Below are 15,202 nucleotides of genomic sequence, written 5' to 3'. Positions count from 1 at the left end.
CTCCAAGTGGTGCGGCAGGGGAACCCTTTGTCTGCGAATACTGTTGACTCCACTTCTCAGTGGACCCTCCCGCACTGGTCAACGCCAGGCGAGCAGCGCAAGTTCCCTTGTGCGCGCATCACGGCGCGTGAGCCTTCCGGGTGACGGCTCCGGCCCCGTCCCGGTGTCCCCACCTATCGCGCCTGACGCTTCCCGTGCGTGTGAGACGCCCGTCCCGCCAGGTCCGGCGAGCCGTGAGCGGTGATGTCAGAACAGGCCCGTGGCCGAGAAGCGGAGCACCAACTGGGGCGCTCCGGAGAGCACGATGCCCACGACCGCGGTCAGGGTGAGGGCCGCGGTGAGCGGGGCCGGAACACGTTGCTTCTCCGGCTCGCCCTCGGAGGCGCGGAAGAGCAGGGCCGTCCACTGGAGGTAGTAGACGAGCGCGATCACCACATTGGCGGCCATCACCACGGCGAGCCAGCCCAGGCCCGCGTCGACGGCCGCGGAGAAGACGGTGACCTTGGCGAAGAGGCCGATCACGCCTGGCGGGAGGCCCGCCAGACAGAGCAGGAAGAACGCCAGGAGGAGGGCGGCGAGGGGATTCGACGCGTACAGGCCGCGGTAGTCGCTGACACGGTTGAGGGTCTTCCCCCGGCCCACGAGGGCGGCCACGGCGAAGGCACCGAGGTTCACCACCGCGTACATCAGGGCGTACGCGACGGTGGAGCCGATCGACTTCTGCGCGTCCTCGGAGTAGGCGGCCGCGGCGATCGGGACCAGGAGGTAGCCGGCCTGGCCGATGGAGGACCAGGCGAGCAGCCGTACGGCACTGTATGCGCGCGTGGCCTGCTGCCGGAGGGCGCCGACGTTGCCGACGGTCATCGTGAGGGCGGCGAGGGCGGCGAGCGCCGGGCCCCAGACGTCCGCGTACGAGGGCAGGGCGACCACGGTGACGAGGATCAGGCCGGAGAAGCCGACCGCCTTGCCGACGACCGAGAGGTAGGCGGCGACCGGCAGGGGTGCGCCCACATAGGTGTCGGGCACCCAGAAGTGGAACGGGACGGCGGCCGTCTTGAAGGCGAAGCCCACCAGGGTGAGCACGACGCCCGCCTGGGCGAGCGTGTGGAGGGGGCTCTCCACGTGCTGGATCCGTTCCGCCACCTGGGTGAGGTAGAGGGTGCCGGTGGAGGCGTACACGAAGCTGATGCCCAGGAGGCTGACCGCGGTCGCCGTGACGGACGACAGGAAGAACTTCAGGGCCGCTTCGGAGGAGCGCTTGTCCCCGTGCCGTATGCCGACGAGCGCGAACGCGGGCAGGGAGGCGACCTCCAGGGCGACGACGAGGGTCGCCAGATCACGGGAGGCGGGCAGCAGGGCCGCACCGGCCGCCGAGGACAGCAGCAGGAACCAGAACTCCCCTTCGGGAAGTTCCTTCCTGGCGTCCTTCAGGGCGGTGACGGAGAGGAGGGCCGCCAGGAGGGCGCCGCCGAGGACCAGGAACTGGATGACGAGGGTGAAGCGGTCCGCCACGTAACTGCAGACCTGCGGATCGCCCGTAAGACAGAAGGTGGCGCGGTCGGCGTCGACGAGGGGCAGCAGCATGAGCGCCGCTGCGGCCAGTCCGGCGATGGACAGCCGGCCGAGGACGGCCTTCTTCCGATCCGCGAGGAAGAGGTCGGCGACGAGCACGACGAGTCCGGCGACCGCGGCGATGGTGGGCGGTGCGATCGACAGCCAGTCGACGGACTGGACCAGGGAGCTCATCGGGTGCCTCCTGCGAGGAGCTGCTGCACGACCGGGTCGGTCAGGCCGAGGAGTGCCTTCGGCCACAGGCCGGCGACGACGGTGAGGACGACGAGCGGCGTCCAGGCCGCGAATTCGTACGTGTGGACGTCGGCGAGCCTCGGGGCTTCCTGGGGCACCGCGCCCATGCAGACGCGCCGCACGACGATGAGCAGGTAGGCGGCCGTGAGGAGGGTGCCGAACGCGGCGACCGCCATGAAGGTGAGGAAGGCGGCGCGGCTGAGGCCGGCGGCGGGCCTGAAGGCACCGAACATCGCCAGCATCTCGCCCCAGAACCCGGCCAGTCCCGGCAGCCCGAGCGAGGCGACGGCGGCGAAGGCGAGCAGGCCGCCGAGGCGGGGCGCCTTGCCGTAGAGGGCGGCCCCGGTCCGGAGACCGTCCGGCGCGGTGGAGCCGCTCGTCGAGGGGTGGGGGCCGGGCGACGGGAGGGACAAGGTGTCGAGGTCGGTCGTGCCCGTGCGGTCCTTCAGGGCACCGACCAGGAAGAAGAGCAGGCCGGTGATGAGGCCGTGGGCGATGTTGGCGAACAGGGCCCCGTTGACGCCGGTGGGGGTCGCGGTCGCGATGCCGAGCAGCACGAAGCCCATGTGGCCGACGGAGGAGTAGGCGACGAGCCGCTTGAGGTCGCCCTTCGCGCCCCGTCTGACGAGGGCCAGGCAGGCGAGTGACCCGTAGATGACCCCGACGACGGCGAAGGCGGCGAGGTAGGGCGCGAAGGTGTGGAAGCCGTCCGGCACCCCCGGCAGGAGAATGCGGACGAACCCGTAGGTACCCATCTTCAGCAGCACACCGGCCAGCAGGACCGAACCGACGGTGGGCGCGGCGGTGTGGGCGTCGGGCAGCCAGCTGTGCAGCGGCCACATCGGCGTCTTGACCGCGAGCCCGATCCCGATCGCCAGAACCGCGGTGACCTGCACGGATGTGGGGAGCGACCGGCCGTTGTCAGTGGCGAGTGCCACCATGTCGAACGTGCCCGCCTTGATGCCGATCAGGAGCAGGCCGAGCAGCATGACGACGGAACCGAGCAGCGTGTAGAGGATGAACCTCCAGGCCGCCCGGGTCCGCCCCTCGCCGCCCCAGCGGGCGATGAGGAAGTACATCGGGATGAGGACCATCTCGAACGCGAGGAAGAACAGCAGCAGGTCGAGGACGGCGAAGGCCGCGAGGGTGCCGGACTCGAGGACGAGCAGCAGGGCGACGAATGCCTTGGGAGACGGGCCCGAAGGCATCTTGAAGAAGGAGTAGAGCGCGCAGAGGAAGGTCAGCAGCGCGGTCAGGACCAGAAGGGGGAGGGAGATGCCGTCCGTGCCGAGGTGGATCCGTACGTCGAGCGCGGGGATCCAGCTGATGTCGGTCGTGGCCTGCATCGTCGACGGGTGGTCGCGGTCGAAGCCGAGCGCGAGGACGATCGCCGCGATGAGCACGGCGCCGGTGACCGTCACCCCGTGCCGCAGCACGGCCTGCTCGGGTGACTTCCCCTTCAGCCCGGGCGGGGCGGGCAGGAGGGCGGTCAGCGCGCCGAGGAGCGGCGCGACGACGATGAATGCCAGAAGGAACTGCATCACGGACTCGCTGATATCGATCACGCCTGCTCACGCTCCCGTGGCGACGAGGAGGGCGGCCACCGCCAGGACGAGGGTGCCGGCGAGCAGCGCGCTCACATAGGTCTGCACATTGCCGGTCTGTGCGCGGCGTACCGCCGCGCCGAGCAGGCGGGGCAGGGCGGCCGCGCCGCGTACGTAGGTCTCGATGACCTCGCGGTCCAGGAACCGGACGAGGCTCGCTCCGGCCCTGACCGGACGGACGAAGAGCGCGTCGTAGACCGCGTCCAGGTGGAATCCGACGGCCGCGTGGCGGTGCAGCGGGCCGAGCAGAAGGCGGCCCGGGTCCGCCGGATCGGGTGCCTGGGCCACACCGCCGTACGCGGGCGCGTGGGTCGCGATGGCCTCGGACTCGACCGCACCGGCGTCCGCCGCCGGATGGGCGGCGACGGCGCCCAGGGCCACCCGCCCCGCGAGCGCCGTGGTGTGGCGCCAGGCGGCGTACGTCACCAGGGCGCCGGTCAGGGCGAGGCCGGTGCCGAGGACGGAGGTCGTCAGCGTGGGGGTCAGGTCGCCGCCGCCGAACCAGTCGGGCAGGACGCGGTACGCCAGTCCGAACGCGAGCGACGGCAAGGCGAGCACCCACAGCACGGTGTTCATGACGAGGGGCTGTCTGCCGTGGTCGGGGGCCTCGGCGCCGTGCCCGCGGAAGGCGAGCAGCCACAGGCGGCACGCGTAGGCGGCGGTCAGCAGGGCCGTGACCATGCCGACGACGAGGACGATCCAGCCCGCCGCGCCGGGGGCGTGCTCGGTGTGTCCGGTGGCGACGTGCTCGGCGGCGCCGAGGACGGACTCCTTGGAGAAGAAGCCGGCGAACGGCGGGATGGCGGCGAGCGCGAGGAGCGCCACGGTCATCGTCCAGTAGGCGTCGGGAACGCGGACCCGAAGGTCCTTCATACGGGACATCGCGGCCAGCGAGTTGGTGCCGGAGGCGTGGATGATCACGCCGGCGGCGAGGAACAGCAGCGCCTTGAAGGCGCCGTGCGCGAGGAGGTGGAAGACGGCGGCACCGCGGTCACCGACGGCGAGGGCACCGCTCATGTAGCCGAGCTGTCCGATCGTCGAGTACGCGAGGACACGCTTGATGTCGTCCTGGGCGAGCGCGGCCAGGGCCGAGCCCGCCATGGTGACGGCGGCCATGACGGCGAGGACCACCATCGCGGCGGAGGATGCCTCGAAGACCGGGAGGAGACGGGCGATGAAGTAGACACCGGCGGCGACCATCGTCGCGGCGTGGATCAGCGCCGAGACGGGAGTAGGGCCCGCCATCGCGTCGGGGAGCCAGGTGTGCAGCGGGAACTGCGCCGACTTGCCCGCCACTCCGGCCAGGAGCAGCAGGGCGACGAGGGTCGGGTGGTGCAGTCCGCCGCTCGCGACGGTTCCGAGGACCTTCGTGATGCGGAAGGAGCCTGCGTCGGTGCCCAGGGCGAACAGCCCGATGAGGAAGGGGACGTCGCCGAGCTTGGTGACCAGGAATGCCTTGATGGAGGCGGCACGGGCCTCGGGCGTCTCCCAGTAGTGGCCGACCAGGAAGTACGAGCAGATGCCCATCACTTCCCAGCCGACCAGCAGCACGATCAGGTCGCCGGAGTAGACGACCAGGAGCATCGCGGAGGTGAACAGGGAGACGAGGGCCGCGTACGAGGGGTAGCGCGGGTCGTCGTGCAGGTAGCCCGTCGAGTAGATCTGCACACAGGTGGCGACGACGCCGACCAGGACGGCGACGAGGGCCGCGAAGCCGTCGATGTGCAGGGCCAGTTCGATCGGGACCGAGCCGGTGGGCGTGAGCTCGGTGGCCGCGTCGAGGGCCTGGCCGGCGCCCTGGCGGGCGGCGACGAGCACGGCCAGCACGAGCGCCGCGAGGGTCGGCAGGACGGCGAGCGGGCGGACGAAGCCGGGGGCCGTGCGGCCCAGCAGCAGGCCGGCCGCGGCGCCCAGGAACGGAAGGAGAGGAACGAGGACGGCGAGGGTGGTCGTGGTCACGCGGTGGCCTCAGCCTTCTCGGCCGCAGGGGTGTCGCCTTCGCGGCCCTCGGCGGTGTCGCGGAGTCGGTCGATGTCCGAGGTGCCGCGGTTGCGGTGGACGGCGAGGACGATCGCGAGGCCGATGCCGATCTCGGCGGCGGCGATGGCGATGGTGAACAGGGTCAGGGCCTGGCCGGAGTGCAGGGTCTCGCGGGCGGCCCTGCTCAGCCAGACGTCGAAGGCGACGAGGTCGAGGTTGACGGCGTTGAGCATCAGCTCGACCGACATCAGGACGAGGATCGCGTTCCGGCGGGCGAGGACCCCGTACAGGCCCGTGCAGAAGAGGAGGGCGGAGAGCACGGCGGGATAGACGAGGTGCATCAGCGGATGCCCTCCTTCTCGCTCCGGCTGCCCGGAACGGCCGGGGCGCCGGGGGCGGTGGCCGCGTCCGCCTTCTTCTTGCGGGAGAGGACGATCGCGCCGACCAGAGCGGCGAGGAGGAGGACGGAGAGGGCCTCGAAGGGGAGGACCCAGTTCTGGAAGAGGCTCGCGCCGGTGACCTCGGTGGAGCCGGAAGCGGGGCCGTCGAGGTCGATCCAGGTCGTGCGGAAGGCGTCGACCACCACCCAGACCAGGGCGGCCGCGGCCGCGACGGCCACGGTGAGGGCGGCCCAGCGGTTGCCGGAATCCGCGTCGGGGGAGCGGCCGATGGGCGCCTTGGTGAGCATGAGGCCGAACAGGAGGAGGACGACGACGGAACCCACGTAGATGAGGACCTGCATCCAGGCGATGAACTCGGCGGTGAGCAGGAGGTACTCGACGGCGAGGCCGCCGAGCGCCCCCACCAGCCACAGGGCCGCGTGCACCAGCTGCTTGGTGGTCACGGTCACGAGCGCGGCGCCGAAGGTGACCAGGCCGACGAGGAGGAAGACCACCTCGACGCCGGTCGGCGAGAGGAAACCGTGTGTCCCGGCGGCAGCCGTGGGCAGCACGGTGGAGGCAGGGCTCATGACGCCCCCTCCTGCGGTTCGGTGGGGGCGGCCTGGGCGGCGGCCAGCTTCTCGGCGGTCTTGCGGGCGGCGGCGATCTCCTTCGGCTCCTCGGCGCCCGGGTCGAGGGCGGGCGGGGCGGGCACCGTCCACATCCACTCGCGGAGCTTGTCGCGCTCGTGGGTGAGGTCGCGGATGTCGGTCTCGGCGTACTCGAACTCCGGGGACCAGAACAGGGCGTCGAAGGGGCACACCTCGATGCAGATACCGCAGTACATGCAGAGGGAGAAGTCGATGGCGAAGCGGTCCAGGACGTTGCGGCTGCGCTCGCGGCCACCCGGGGCGGCGGGCGGCACCGTCTCCTTGTGGGAGTCGATGTAGATGCACCAGTCCGGGCACTCCCGGGCGCACAGCATGCAGACCGTGCAGTTCTCCTCGAAGAGACCGATGACGCCGCGGCTGCGGGGCGGGAGGTCGGGCTGGACGTCCGGGTACTGCTCGGTGACGGACCTCTTCGTCATCGTGCGGAGAGTGACGGCAAGGCCCTTGGCCAGACCGGAGCCGGGAATCGACAGGCGGGACCGCCCGGAGGGCGTCGTTGCGGGCCGGTGGCCGGGCGACGGGCGGGACATCAGGAGATCACCACCTTGACGATGCCGGTGAGGGCGATCTGGGCGAGTGAGAGGGGGACGAGGAGCGTCCAGGAGAGCTTCTGGAGCTGGTCCTCACGCAGCCGGGGGTAGGTGACGCGGAGCCAGATGACGACGAAGGCGAGGATCGCGGTCTTCAGCAGCGTCCAGACCCAGCCGAGGCCGTCGGCGCCCCAGGGGCCGTTCCAGCCGCCCAGGAACAGGACGGTGGTCAGCCCGCACAGGACGACGATGCCGGCGTACTCGGCGAGGAGGAACAGGGCGAAGCGGAGACCGGTGTACTCGGTGTACGCGCCGAAGATGATCTCCGAGTCGGCGACGGGCATGTCGAAGGGCGGCCGCTGCAGCTCGGCGAGGCCGGCGACGAAGAAGACGATCGCGCCGACGATCTGCCAGGGCAGCCACCACCACTCGAAGGCGTCGACGATGCCCGGGAGCGAGACGGTGCCCGCCGCCATCGCCACCGAGGCGGCGGCCAGCAGCATCGGAAGTTCGTAGGCGAGCAGCTGGGCGGCCGTGCGCAGGCCGCCGAGGAGGGAGAACTTGTTGGCGGAGGCCCAGCCGGCCATGAGGGAGCCGAGGACGCCGACGCCCATCACGGCCAGGACGAAGAAGATGCCCGCGTCGATGACCTGGCCGACGGCACCCTCACCGGGACCGATCGGGATCGCGAGGAGCACGAGCAGGTACGGGAGGAGCGCGACGGCGGGGGCCATCTGGAAGATACGGCGGTCCGCGCCCGCGGGGACGATGTCCTCCTTCTGCGCGAACTTCACGCCGTCGGCGACGAGCTGGGCCCATCCGTGGAACCCGCCGGCGTACATCGGGCCGAGGCGACCCTGCATGTGCGCCATGACCTTGTGTTCGGTCTGGCCCACGATCAGGGGGAAGGTGAGGAAGACGACGAAGACGACGAGGAGTCGCAGGGCGACGTCGAGTGCGCCGTTCACTGCGTGCCTCCGGTGGGGTCGTCGGGGGTGGCGGTCTCGTGCCTGGAGGGGGTTGCGTCAGAGGACGCGGCCCCGGGAGGCCCGGCGTCGCCGGGCTGGGCTTCACCTGGGTCGCGGGCTTCGCCGGGGGCGCGGTCTTCCCTGGGGCCACGGTCTTCCCCGAGGCTGTGGTCTTCGCCGGGGCTGCGGGCTTCCCCGAGGCTGCGGGCTTCGCCGGGGCCACGGTCTTCCCTGGGGCTGCGGGCTTCGGCGTGGCTGTGGTCTTGGCCGGGGCCGCGGTCTTCTTCGCCGGGGCCGGCAGCTTCATCAGGGTCGGTGGCTTCGCCAAGACCCGCCGCTTCGCCAGAGCCGGCCGCCTCACCGGGGCCCGCCGCTTCGCCAGAGCCGGCGGCTTCGCCGTCGCCAGGGGCGGCTTCACGGCGGGCCGGGCCCGGCTGGGCCCCGGTCTCATCCGTGGCGGCCGCCCCGGCCTCCGGTTCGGGGCCGCTGCCGGGAGTGGGCTCGTGCTCGTCGAAGGCCGGGCGGGCGTGGTGCCAGGGCGCGTCCGAGCTGCTCGGTGCGGTGCGGGGCCCGGGGGCCGTGCCCTCTGGCGCCGGAGCGGCCGCGCGCTGCGAGACGGAACCGTCGGACGCACTGCGTGCGCGACGCGGCCCGGCCGGAGCCGGGGCTCCCGCGTCGGCCGCCGTCCTGCGCTGCGAGGCCGAACCCTCCGACACACTGCGCGCGCGGCGCGGCGTGCCCGGGGCGGCCGGGGTGCCCGGGGCGGCCGAGCCGGCCTCCGTGGTGGCGCCCTCGGCCGGGGCCTGGCTCGCCGAGCCCTCGGCTGCCGTCCGGGGGCGGCGGACCGGCCGTTCGCCCGCGGCTCGGGCCGGGCGAGCCGGGCGGGCCGGGGCCGGCGGGAGCTGGCCCTTGAGGGGCCCCCACTCGTTGGGGTCGGGGACGCCCGGGGGCAGCATCTGGCGGCGCTTGGGGCCGCCGTGGTCGGACTCCCCCGGTTCCTTGGCGCCGGGCCATGCCTTGGCGACTCGGGCCGCCAGCACGAAGTCCTTGCGCAGGGGGTGGCCCTCGAAGCTCTCGGGCAGGAGCAGGTGCTCCAGCCCCGGGTGGCCCTCGAAGGTCACGCCGAACATCTCGTGGGTTTCCCGTTCGTGCCAGGCGGCGCCCGCGTAGACCGCCACCGCGGAGGGGAGGACGGGGACCTCGTGCGGGACCGTCGTACGCAGGAGGAGGCGACGGACCGGTGACAGGGCCACCACGTGGGCCGAGACGCGCAGGCCCGTGCCTGGTTCGTCGACCGCGCTCAGCCAGTCGAAGTAGGTGCAGCCCAGGTCGTCGCGCGCCACCCGGAGCGCCGCGATCCAGGCCGTCGGCGGCACGTCGACCGTGAGGACCTCGTAGGACTCCTCGGCCGCGGCCTCGGAACCGAAGAGCTCCTCGGCCGGTGCCGGCAGCCAGCCGATGCCGGTCATCGCCCCTCCCCCTGCAGCGGACCCGGGCCCGGCTCCGCCGGAGAGCCGGCCTCCGGGGCGGAAGCCGCGGACGGCGGCCGGACCAGACCGCTCTGCAGGGCGGCGGTGGACGGCCGCGACGAGCCGTACCGCTCTCCGAGCGACTCGCGGGCGATCTTCTCCTGGAGCTTGAGGATGCCCTGGAGCAGCGCCTCCGGCCGCGGCGGGCAGCCGGGGACGTACACGTCCACCGGGATGATCTGGTCGACGCCCTTCGTGACGGAGTACGAGTCCCAGTAGGGGCCGCCGCAGTTCGAGCAGGCGCCGAAGGAGATGACGTACTTCGGCTCGGGCATCTGCTCGTACAGGCGTTTGACGGCCGGGGCCATCTTGTCCGTGACGGTGCCGGAGACGACCATCAGGTCCGCCTGGCGAGGGCCGGGCGCGAACGGGATGACCCCGAGGCGGATGAAGTCGTGGCGGGCCATCGACGCGGCGATGAACTCGATCGCGCAGCAGGCGAGGCCGAAGTTGAAGACCCACAGCGAGTAGCGGCGGCCCCAGTTCAGGACCACCTTCATCGGCTCGGGGGCCAGGCGGGCGAGCACGCCGAGCCGCTTCGGCTCCGGCAGCGGCACCGCCTGGGAGGCCGACGCGGTCGAGGGGTTCACGTCCATGACAGGACGCCCTTCTTGTAGGCGTACAGCAGCCCCACGGCCAGGAAACCGAGGAAGACGAACATCTCCACGAGGGTGGTCGCGCCGTACCGGGGATCGGCGAAGACCGTCGCCCACGGGAAGAGGAAGATCGAGTCGACCGCGAAGATCACGTACAGGAACGCGTAGACGTAGTACCGGACCTGTGTGTGGGCCCAGCCCTCGCCGACGGGGTCGACGCCGCACTCGTACGTCAGGAGCTTCTCCGGGGTGGGCACCACGGGGCGCAGCAGGCGGCCCGCGCCGAAGGCCACGGCCACGAAGAGCACGCCGACGACGGCGAGCAGCCCGACGACGGAATAGGAGTGGAAGTAGCCGGACGCGAGGGCGTTCCCGGTGGTCATCACGCCTCCGGTTCCCACGTTCCCGGTTCCCACGCTTCCAGTCTCCGCGCTCCCGGTCTCCGCCATGACAGCGACGGCGGTCGGATCCGGCACGTCAGCTCCTCGCTCCCTGACCTCGTGACCTTGGTGGACCTTGTGTTCGACGATCTGTACGCACGGGAGTCTAGGCCCTCCTAAAGAGAGCGTAAGCAGCCCGTCACGCCTGGGGGCGGTCGGATCCCGTGAGGGTGGGGTTTGCCCCAGTGATTCCTCGGAGGCCCGCCTCATGGCGTCGGGCGGCGCCACGCGGCAGGCTGGCGGACATGAACGAACGAGGCCGGCGGATATGACCCGGCGCATCACGAGCCCCGGCACCCAGGACGGCGACAGCCCGCCGCCCGCGCGTCTCGCCCTGGAGGGGCACACCTGGCGGGAGATCGCGCATCTGCTCGCAAATTTCCCGGCGTCGCTGGTCGGATTCGTCTACGCGGTGACGGTGCTGTGCACAGGTGCGGGGCTGACAGTGACCGTGGTCGGCCTCCCGGTGCTGGCGGCGGGGCTGCTGGGCGCGCGCCAACTGGGCAAGCTGGAGCGGGCACGGGCCAGGGCGCTGCTCGGGGTGCGGGTGGAGGAGCCGAGCCCGCTGCCGTTGCGCCGGACCGGCGGGATCTTCCCGTGGCTGTGGATGGCGCTGAGGGACCCGGTGGGCTGGCGGACGCTCCTGTACGACGCCATACGGCTGCCCTGGGGGATCCTCACCTTCACGGTGACGTTCGTGTCGCTGTTCCTCCTCTGGCCGGTGCTGCCGTTCATCGCCCGCGGGCTGACCAATGTGGACCGTGCGATGGTGCGCGGTCTGCTGTCCCCCTCCGACGAACTGGAGCGGCGCATCGCCGAACTGGAATCCGACCGCGGGGTCGTCGTGGACACGGCGGCGGCGGATCTGCGGCGTATCGAGCGCGATCTGCACGACGGCGCGCAGGCCCGGCTGGTGAACCTGGCGATGGGCCTCGGGCTGGCGAAGGAGAAGCTGCTCGAGGACCCGGACTCGGCGGCCGCGATGGTCGAGGAGGCGCACGGCGAGGTGAAGCTGGCCCTGCAGGAGCTTCGGGATCTCGCGCGCGGCATCCATCCGGCGGTCCTCACCGACCGCGGTCTGGACGCCGCACTGTCGTCGGTGGCCGCGCGCTGCACCGTGCCCGTGAAGGTGAGCGTGGACCTCGGTGCGAGACCGGCCGCGGCGATCGAGGGCATCGCCTACTTCACGGTGTCCGAGCTGCTGCAGAACGTCAGCAAGCACAGCGGGGCCGGAGCCGCTTCCGTCGACGTGTGGCGTGCGGACGAGCGGCTGCTCATCCAGGTGCGGGACGACGGCCGCGGCGGTGCCCGCCTCGACGGCGGCAGCGGCATGGCGGGGCTCGCGGAGCGGCTGGGCGCCGTCGACGGCCTGTTCGCCGTCGACTCGCCGATGGGCGGCCCCACGACGATCACGGCGGAGCTGCCGTGGCGGGACCGGGAAGACGAGGACCGGCGACCGGGGCACGGCCGACGGTAGGGGCGTGCGATGCCCCGTCCCGGCATACGGGGGTGGGGAAAACCCCCGGTTGAAGACGCCGACCCGCTCCATGGCCGGGCGGGCCCGGGGACAGCAGGGTGGAGACACGAGCCGGGGCCGGTCGGGAAGGCCGGCCGGGGTGGACGACGAGGGGACGGACGACGCCGATGGCCACGCAGTACGGGCAGGGGTACGGAGAGTGGGACCGCCCCGCATTCGAGGGCGCCCGGGGGCGGACGCACCGCCTTCCGGCCGCGCTGCGGGCGCCGATCGAGGCGCGCAGCTGGAAGGAGTTCTGCTACCTGCTGCTGAGCCTGCCGATCGGCATCATGATGTTCACCTTCAGCGTGACGATGTTCTCGCTGGGGGCCGGGCTGCTGGTGACGTTCGTCGGCGTTCCGCTGCTCGCGGCGGCGCTCGCGGGGTGCCGGGGGTTCGGGGCGCTGGAGCGGGTGCGGGCGCGGGCGCTGCTGGGGCTGGAGGTGGCCGCCCCGGAGCCGGTGCCGGTGCCGGGCGGGCGGAGCGGGCCCATGGGATGGGTCGGGGCAATGCTCAAGAGCGGGACGTCGTGGCGGCACATGCTGTACACGGTGGTGCAGTTCCCGTGGGCCACGTTCTCCTTCTCCGTCGGGGTGAGCCTCTGGACGACCGGGTGGGCACTGCTGACGTACCCGCTGTGGTTCTGGGTGTTTCCCGCGTACGCCGGTCAGGGCGGGATCCAGCTGTACGGCGACGAGACCCACCACATCTACCTCGACAACCCGTTCGAGATCACGGTGACCGCGCTGGTGGGACTGCTGTTCACCCTGGCCACGCCGTGGATCGTGCGGGGGCTGACGACGGTGGACCGACTGCTGGTGCACGGGCTTCTCGGGCCGTCGCGGCTGGCGACGCGGGTGGTGGAGCTGGAGTCGGACCGCGGCGTGGTGGTCGACACTGCGGCGGCGGATCTGCGGCGCATAGAACGGGACCTGCACGACGGGGCGCAGGCTCGGCTGGTGGCGTTGGCCATGGATCTGGGTCTGGCGAAGGAGAAGCTCGCGGAGGATCCGCAGGCGGCGGCTCGGATGGTGGACGAGGCGCACGGCGAGGTGAAGACGGCTCTGCAGGAGCTGCGGGACCTGGCGCGCGGGATCCATCCGGCGGTGCTCACGGACCGGGGGCTGGACGCGGCGCTGTCGGCGGTGGCGTCGCGGTGCACCGTGCCGGTGCAGGTGGATGTGGATCTGCCGTCACGGCCGGCGCCCGCGATCGAGGGCATCGCCTACTTCACGGTGTCGGAGCTGCTGCAGAACGTCAGCAAGTACGCGCAGGCGTCGCGGGCCTCGGTGGATGTGTGGCGGATGGACGACAGGCTGCTGCTGCAGGTGACGGACGACGGGGTGGGCGGTGCGGACGCCTCGGGCGGGTCGGGCCTGGCAGGGCTGGCGGAGCGGCTCGACGCGGTGGACGGGATCCTCGTCATCGACTCGCCGGCCGGAGGGCCGACTCGGATCACCGCCGAGCTGCCGTGGCGGTCGGCCTGACGGGCCCTGCGTGCACTGCGCGCCCCTGGCCGTCCTGAGGAGCCGCCCCAGGCCCTTCGGCTGTGCGCCTGTCCGTCCGTCAGCAGGGGCCACATCCGCAGGGGCCGGGGGCGCCGCCGTGCCGCGGGTACGGCACCGCTACGGCACCGGTGCGACCTCCAGCCTCCGCCTCCGGCCTCCTCCACAGCATTCCCCTCCCTACCCACCTCTCCCCCTCTCTACCTTCCTCCTCCTTCCTCCTTCCTCCTTCCTCCGGCTGTGCCGCCCTCCCCGCCCGGCCCGGCCCCCGCGGACACACCGGGGTTATCCACAGGCCCGGTGCGCCTTCGGGGATCGCGCGATACTGAGGTGCCGAAGAGGCGGCAGGACGACCGGCCGCCTAGGACACCGCCGGACGCACAGGACGCACGGCCTGAAAAGGAAGGCTCGGGGGGCCGAGGATCGTGGAGGACAGGGTGCGGGTGGTCATCGCCGAGGATTCAGTGCTGCTCAGGGAGGGCCTGACCCGGCTGTTGACAGACCGCGGGCATGATGTCGTCGCCGGTGTCGGGGACGGAGAAGCGCTCATCAAGACCATCACCGAGCTGGCGGACCGCGGCGAATTGCCCGATGTGGTCGTCGCCGACGTGCGGATGCCGCCGACACACACGGACGAGGGGGTCCGGGCCGCCGTGCGGTTGCGCAAGGCTCACCCCGGACTCGGGGTGCTCGTCCTGTCGCAGTACGTGGAGGAGCGGTACGCCACGGAACTGCTGGCCGGTTCCAGCCGCGGCGTCGGCTATCTGCTCAAGGACCGGGTCGCCGAGGTGCGAGAGTTCGTGGACGCCGTGGTGCGGGTGGCCCGGGGAGGCACCGCGCTGGATCCCGAGGTCGTCGCGCAGCTGCTCGGGCGGAGCCGCAAGCAGGACGTGCTCGCCGCACTCACCCCGCGGGAGCGGGAGGTCCTGGGGCTGATGGCCGAGGGGCGTACCAACTCCGCGATCGCCAGGCAGCTCGTCGTGAGCGACGGAGCCGTGGAGAAGCACGTCAGCAACATCTTCCTGAAGCTCGGCCTGTCCCAGAGTGACGGGGATCACCGGCGTGTTCTGGCCGTCCTCACCTACCTCAACTCATGACCGGCTGACACTGTGTCAGACAGCGGGGTGCGACGTCCGAGGGCCGACCGCCCGACGGGCCCGCGCCGGCCCCCACCGCGGCCCCGGATCGCCGGGCGCCACGGCGGTCCGGGCCACCGGGACGCGGCCCCGGAACCGCCCGGCACTCCCCAGGCACCAGAACCGAAGGGCGAGCAGGGAGCGTCCTCCGAAGCAGCGTCGGAGGGCGGGCACATCATCACAACTCAGGGCGCCGATTCGTCTCATCTTCGTGTCCATCATGCGAACGGCCGAGGGAAGGCGACCCTTACCGACGTAGGGTTGATCCTGGGAAGGCCGGTGGGACGGCCGCTCCCAGACAGCCGCCTCGAGGGAGGTCCAGTTCAGTGACCAGCCAGGTCAGCAGTCCAGCGGAGCAGGCGGACGGTGCCGTCGTGGGGGAACAGCGCAAAGCGGCCGGTTCGAAGGACGTGCGCAAGCTCGACCGGGTGATCATCCGGTTCGCAGGTGATTCCGGTGACGGTATGCAGCTCACCGGTGACCGTTTCACCTCGGAGACGGCGTCGTTCGGCAACGACCTGTCGACGCTGCCGAACTTCCC

General features: G+C 71.9%; 13 protein-coding genes and 1 pseudogene. 4 read left to right on the top strand and 10 right to left on the bottom strand.

From position 1 onward, the window contains the following. Positions 1 to 246 precede the first annotated feature (246 nt). From ACFYMU_RS17080 to ACFYMU_RS17035, 10 genes are all read right to left on the bottom strand, one after another. Positions 247 to 1,746, bottom strand: a complete 1,500-nt coding sequence (locus tag ACFYMU_RS17080; protein ID WP_388373560.1) for an NADH-quinone oxidoreductase subunit N — start codon at positions 1,744 to 1,746, stop codon at positions 247 to 249. Beyond that, complete coding sequence (locus tag ACFYMU_RS17075) at positions 1,743 to 3,371, bottom strand: NuoM family protein (RefSeq protein ID WP_388373558.1); 1,629 nt, start codon at positions 3,369 to 3,371, stop codon at positions 1,743 to 1,745. The genes ACFYMU_RS17080 and ACFYMU_RS17075 overlap by 4 nt, the downstream gene beginning before the upstream one ends. A gap of 6 nt (positions 3,372 to 3,377) precedes the next feature. Beyond that, complete coding sequence (locus ACFYMU_RS17070) at positions 3,378 to 5,369, bottom strand: NADH-quinone oxidoreductase subunit L (RefSeq protein ID WP_388373556.1); 1,992 nt, start codon at positions 5,367 to 5,369, stop codon at positions 3,378 to 3,380. Beyond that, complete coding sequence (nuoK, locus tag ACFYMU_RS17065) at positions 5,366 to 5,731, bottom strand: NADH-quinone oxidoreductase subunit NuoK (RefSeq protein ID WP_388373554.1); 366 nt, start codon at positions 5,729 to 5,731, stop codon at positions 5,366 to 5,368. Before nuoK ends, ACFYMU_RS17070 begins: the two co-directional genes overlap by 4 nt. Further along, positions 5,731 to 6,360 carry an NADH-quinone oxidoreductase subunit J gene (locus tag ACFYMU_RS17060; RefSeq protein WP_388373552.1) on the bottom strand — a complete coding sequence of 210 codons (630 nt, stop codon included), beginning with the start codon at positions 6,358 to 6,360 and terminating at the stop codon, positions 5,731 to 5,733. Before ACFYMU_RS17060 ends, nuoK begins: the two co-directional genes overlap by 1 nt. After that, complete coding sequence (locus ACFYMU_RS17055; RefSeq protein ID WP_388373550.1) at positions 6,357 to 6,860, bottom strand: 4Fe-4S binding protein; 504 nt, start codon at positions 6,858 to 6,860, stop codon at positions 6,357 to 6,359. Before ACFYMU_RS17055 ends, ACFYMU_RS17060 begins: the two co-directional genes overlap by 4 nt. Before the next feature lie 110 nt (positions 6,861 to 6,970). Beyond that, positions 6,971 to 7,939, bottom strand: coding sequence for an NADH-quinone oxidoreductase subunit H (locus ACFYMU_RS17050; RefSeq protein ID WP_388373549.1), 969 nt, complete (start codon positions 7,937 to 7,939; stop codon positions 6,971 to 6,973). Further along, complete coding sequence (locus ACFYMU_RS17045) at positions 7,936 to 9,408, bottom strand: NADH-quinone oxidoreductase subunit C (protein WP_388373547.1); 1,473 nt, start codon at positions 9,406 to 9,408, stop codon at positions 7,936 to 7,938. The genes ACFYMU_RS17050 and ACFYMU_RS17045 overlap by 4 nt, the downstream gene beginning before the upstream one ends. Then, complete coding sequence (locus ACFYMU_RS17040) at positions 9,405 to 10,064, bottom strand: NADH-quinone oxidoreductase subunit B (protein WP_388373545.1); 660 nt, start codon at positions 10,062 to 10,064, stop codon at positions 9,405 to 9,407. Before ACFYMU_RS17040 ends, ACFYMU_RS17045 begins: the two co-directional genes overlap by 4 nt. Continuing rightward, positions 10,055 to 10,447, bottom strand: a complete 393-nt coding sequence (locus ACFYMU_RS17035; protein ID WP_388373543.1) for an NADH-quinone oxidoreductase subunit A — start codon at positions 10,445 to 10,447, stop codon at positions 10,055 to 10,057. Before ACFYMU_RS17035 ends, ACFYMU_RS17040 begins: the two co-directional genes overlap by 10 nt. Positions 10,448 to 10,772: 325 nt before the next feature. Between ACFYMU_RS17035 and ACFYMU_RS17030 the strand changes: the two genes are divergently transcribed. The 4 genes and pseudogenes from ACFYMU_RS17030 to ACFYMU_RS17015 all read left to right on the top strand — a co-directional run. Further along, a complete protein-coding gene (locus ACFYMU_RS17030) occupies positions 10,773 to 11,981 on the top strand; it encodes a sensor histidine kinase (protein ID WP_388373541.1) in 1,209 nt (402 codons plus the stop codon). 167 nt (positions 11,982 to 12,148) lie between these two features. Beyond that, a complete protein-coding gene (locus ACFYMU_RS17025; RefSeq protein WP_388373539.1) occupies positions 12,149 to 13,507 on the top strand; it encodes a sensor histidine kinase in 1,359 nt (452 codons plus the stop codon). A 455-nt stretch (positions 13,508 to 13,962) separates the two neighbouring features. Further along, positions 13,963 to 14,622 carry a LuxR C-terminal-related transcriptional regulator gene (locus tag ACFYMU_RS17020; protein WP_388374034.1) on the top strand — a complete coding sequence of 220 codons (660 nt, stop codon included), beginning with the start codon at positions 13,963 to 13,965 and terminating at the stop codon, positions 14,620 to 14,622. A gap of 365 nt (positions 14,623 to 14,987) precedes the next feature. Beyond that, positions 14,988 to 15,202, top strand: a pseudogene (locus tag ACFYMU_RS17015) (2-oxoglutarate ferredoxin oxidoreductase subunit alpha); the annotation flags it as partial.

It is taken from the genome of Streptomyces sp. NPDC007264 (genome assembly GCF_042869095.1).
Classification (GTDB): Bacteria; Actinomycetota; Actinomycetes; order Streptomycetales; family Streptomycetaceae; genus Streptomyces.
The sequence above is the reverse complement of the archived record's forward strand: the minus strand, read 5'-3'. Positions and strand labels throughout refer to the sequence as shown.

Coding starts and splice junctions, on each gene's coding strand:
- ACFYMU_RS17080 (WP_388373560.1), bottom strand. CDS start 1,746: ATGAGCTCCCTGGTCCAGTCCGTCGACTGGCTGTCGATCGCACCGCCC.
- nuoK (WP_388373554.1), bottom strand. CDS start 5,731: ATGCACCTCGTCTATCCCGCCGTGCTCTCCGCCCTCCTCTTCTGCACG.
- ACFYMU_RS17060 (WP_388373552.1), bottom strand. CDS start 6,360: ATGAGCCCTGCCTCCACCGTGCTGCCCACGGCTGCCGCCGGGACACAC.
- ACFYMU_RS17055 (WP_388373550.1), bottom strand. CDS start 6,860: ATGACGAAGAGGTCCGTCACCGAGCAGTACCCGGACGTCCAGCCCGAC.
- ACFYMU_RS17045 (WP_388373547.1), bottom strand. CDS start 9,408: ATGACCGGCATCGGCTGGCTGCCGGCACCGGCCGAGGAGCTCTTCGGT.
- ACFYMU_RS17040 (WP_388373545.1), bottom strand. CDS start 10,064: ATGGACGTGAACCCCTCGACCGCGTCGGCCTCCCAGGCGGTGCCGCTG.
- ACFYMU_RS17035 (WP_388373543.1), bottom strand. CDS start 10,447: ATGACCACCGGGAACGCCCTCGCGTCCGGCTACTTCCACTCCTATTCC.
- ACFYMU_RS17030 (WP_388373541.1), top strand. CDS start 10,773: ATGACCCGGCGCATCACGAGCCCCGGCACCCAGGACGGCGACAGCCCG.
- ACFYMU_RS17025 (WP_388373539.1), top strand. CDS start 12,149: ATGGCCACGCAGTACGGGCAGGGGTACGGAGAGTGGGACCGCCCCGCA.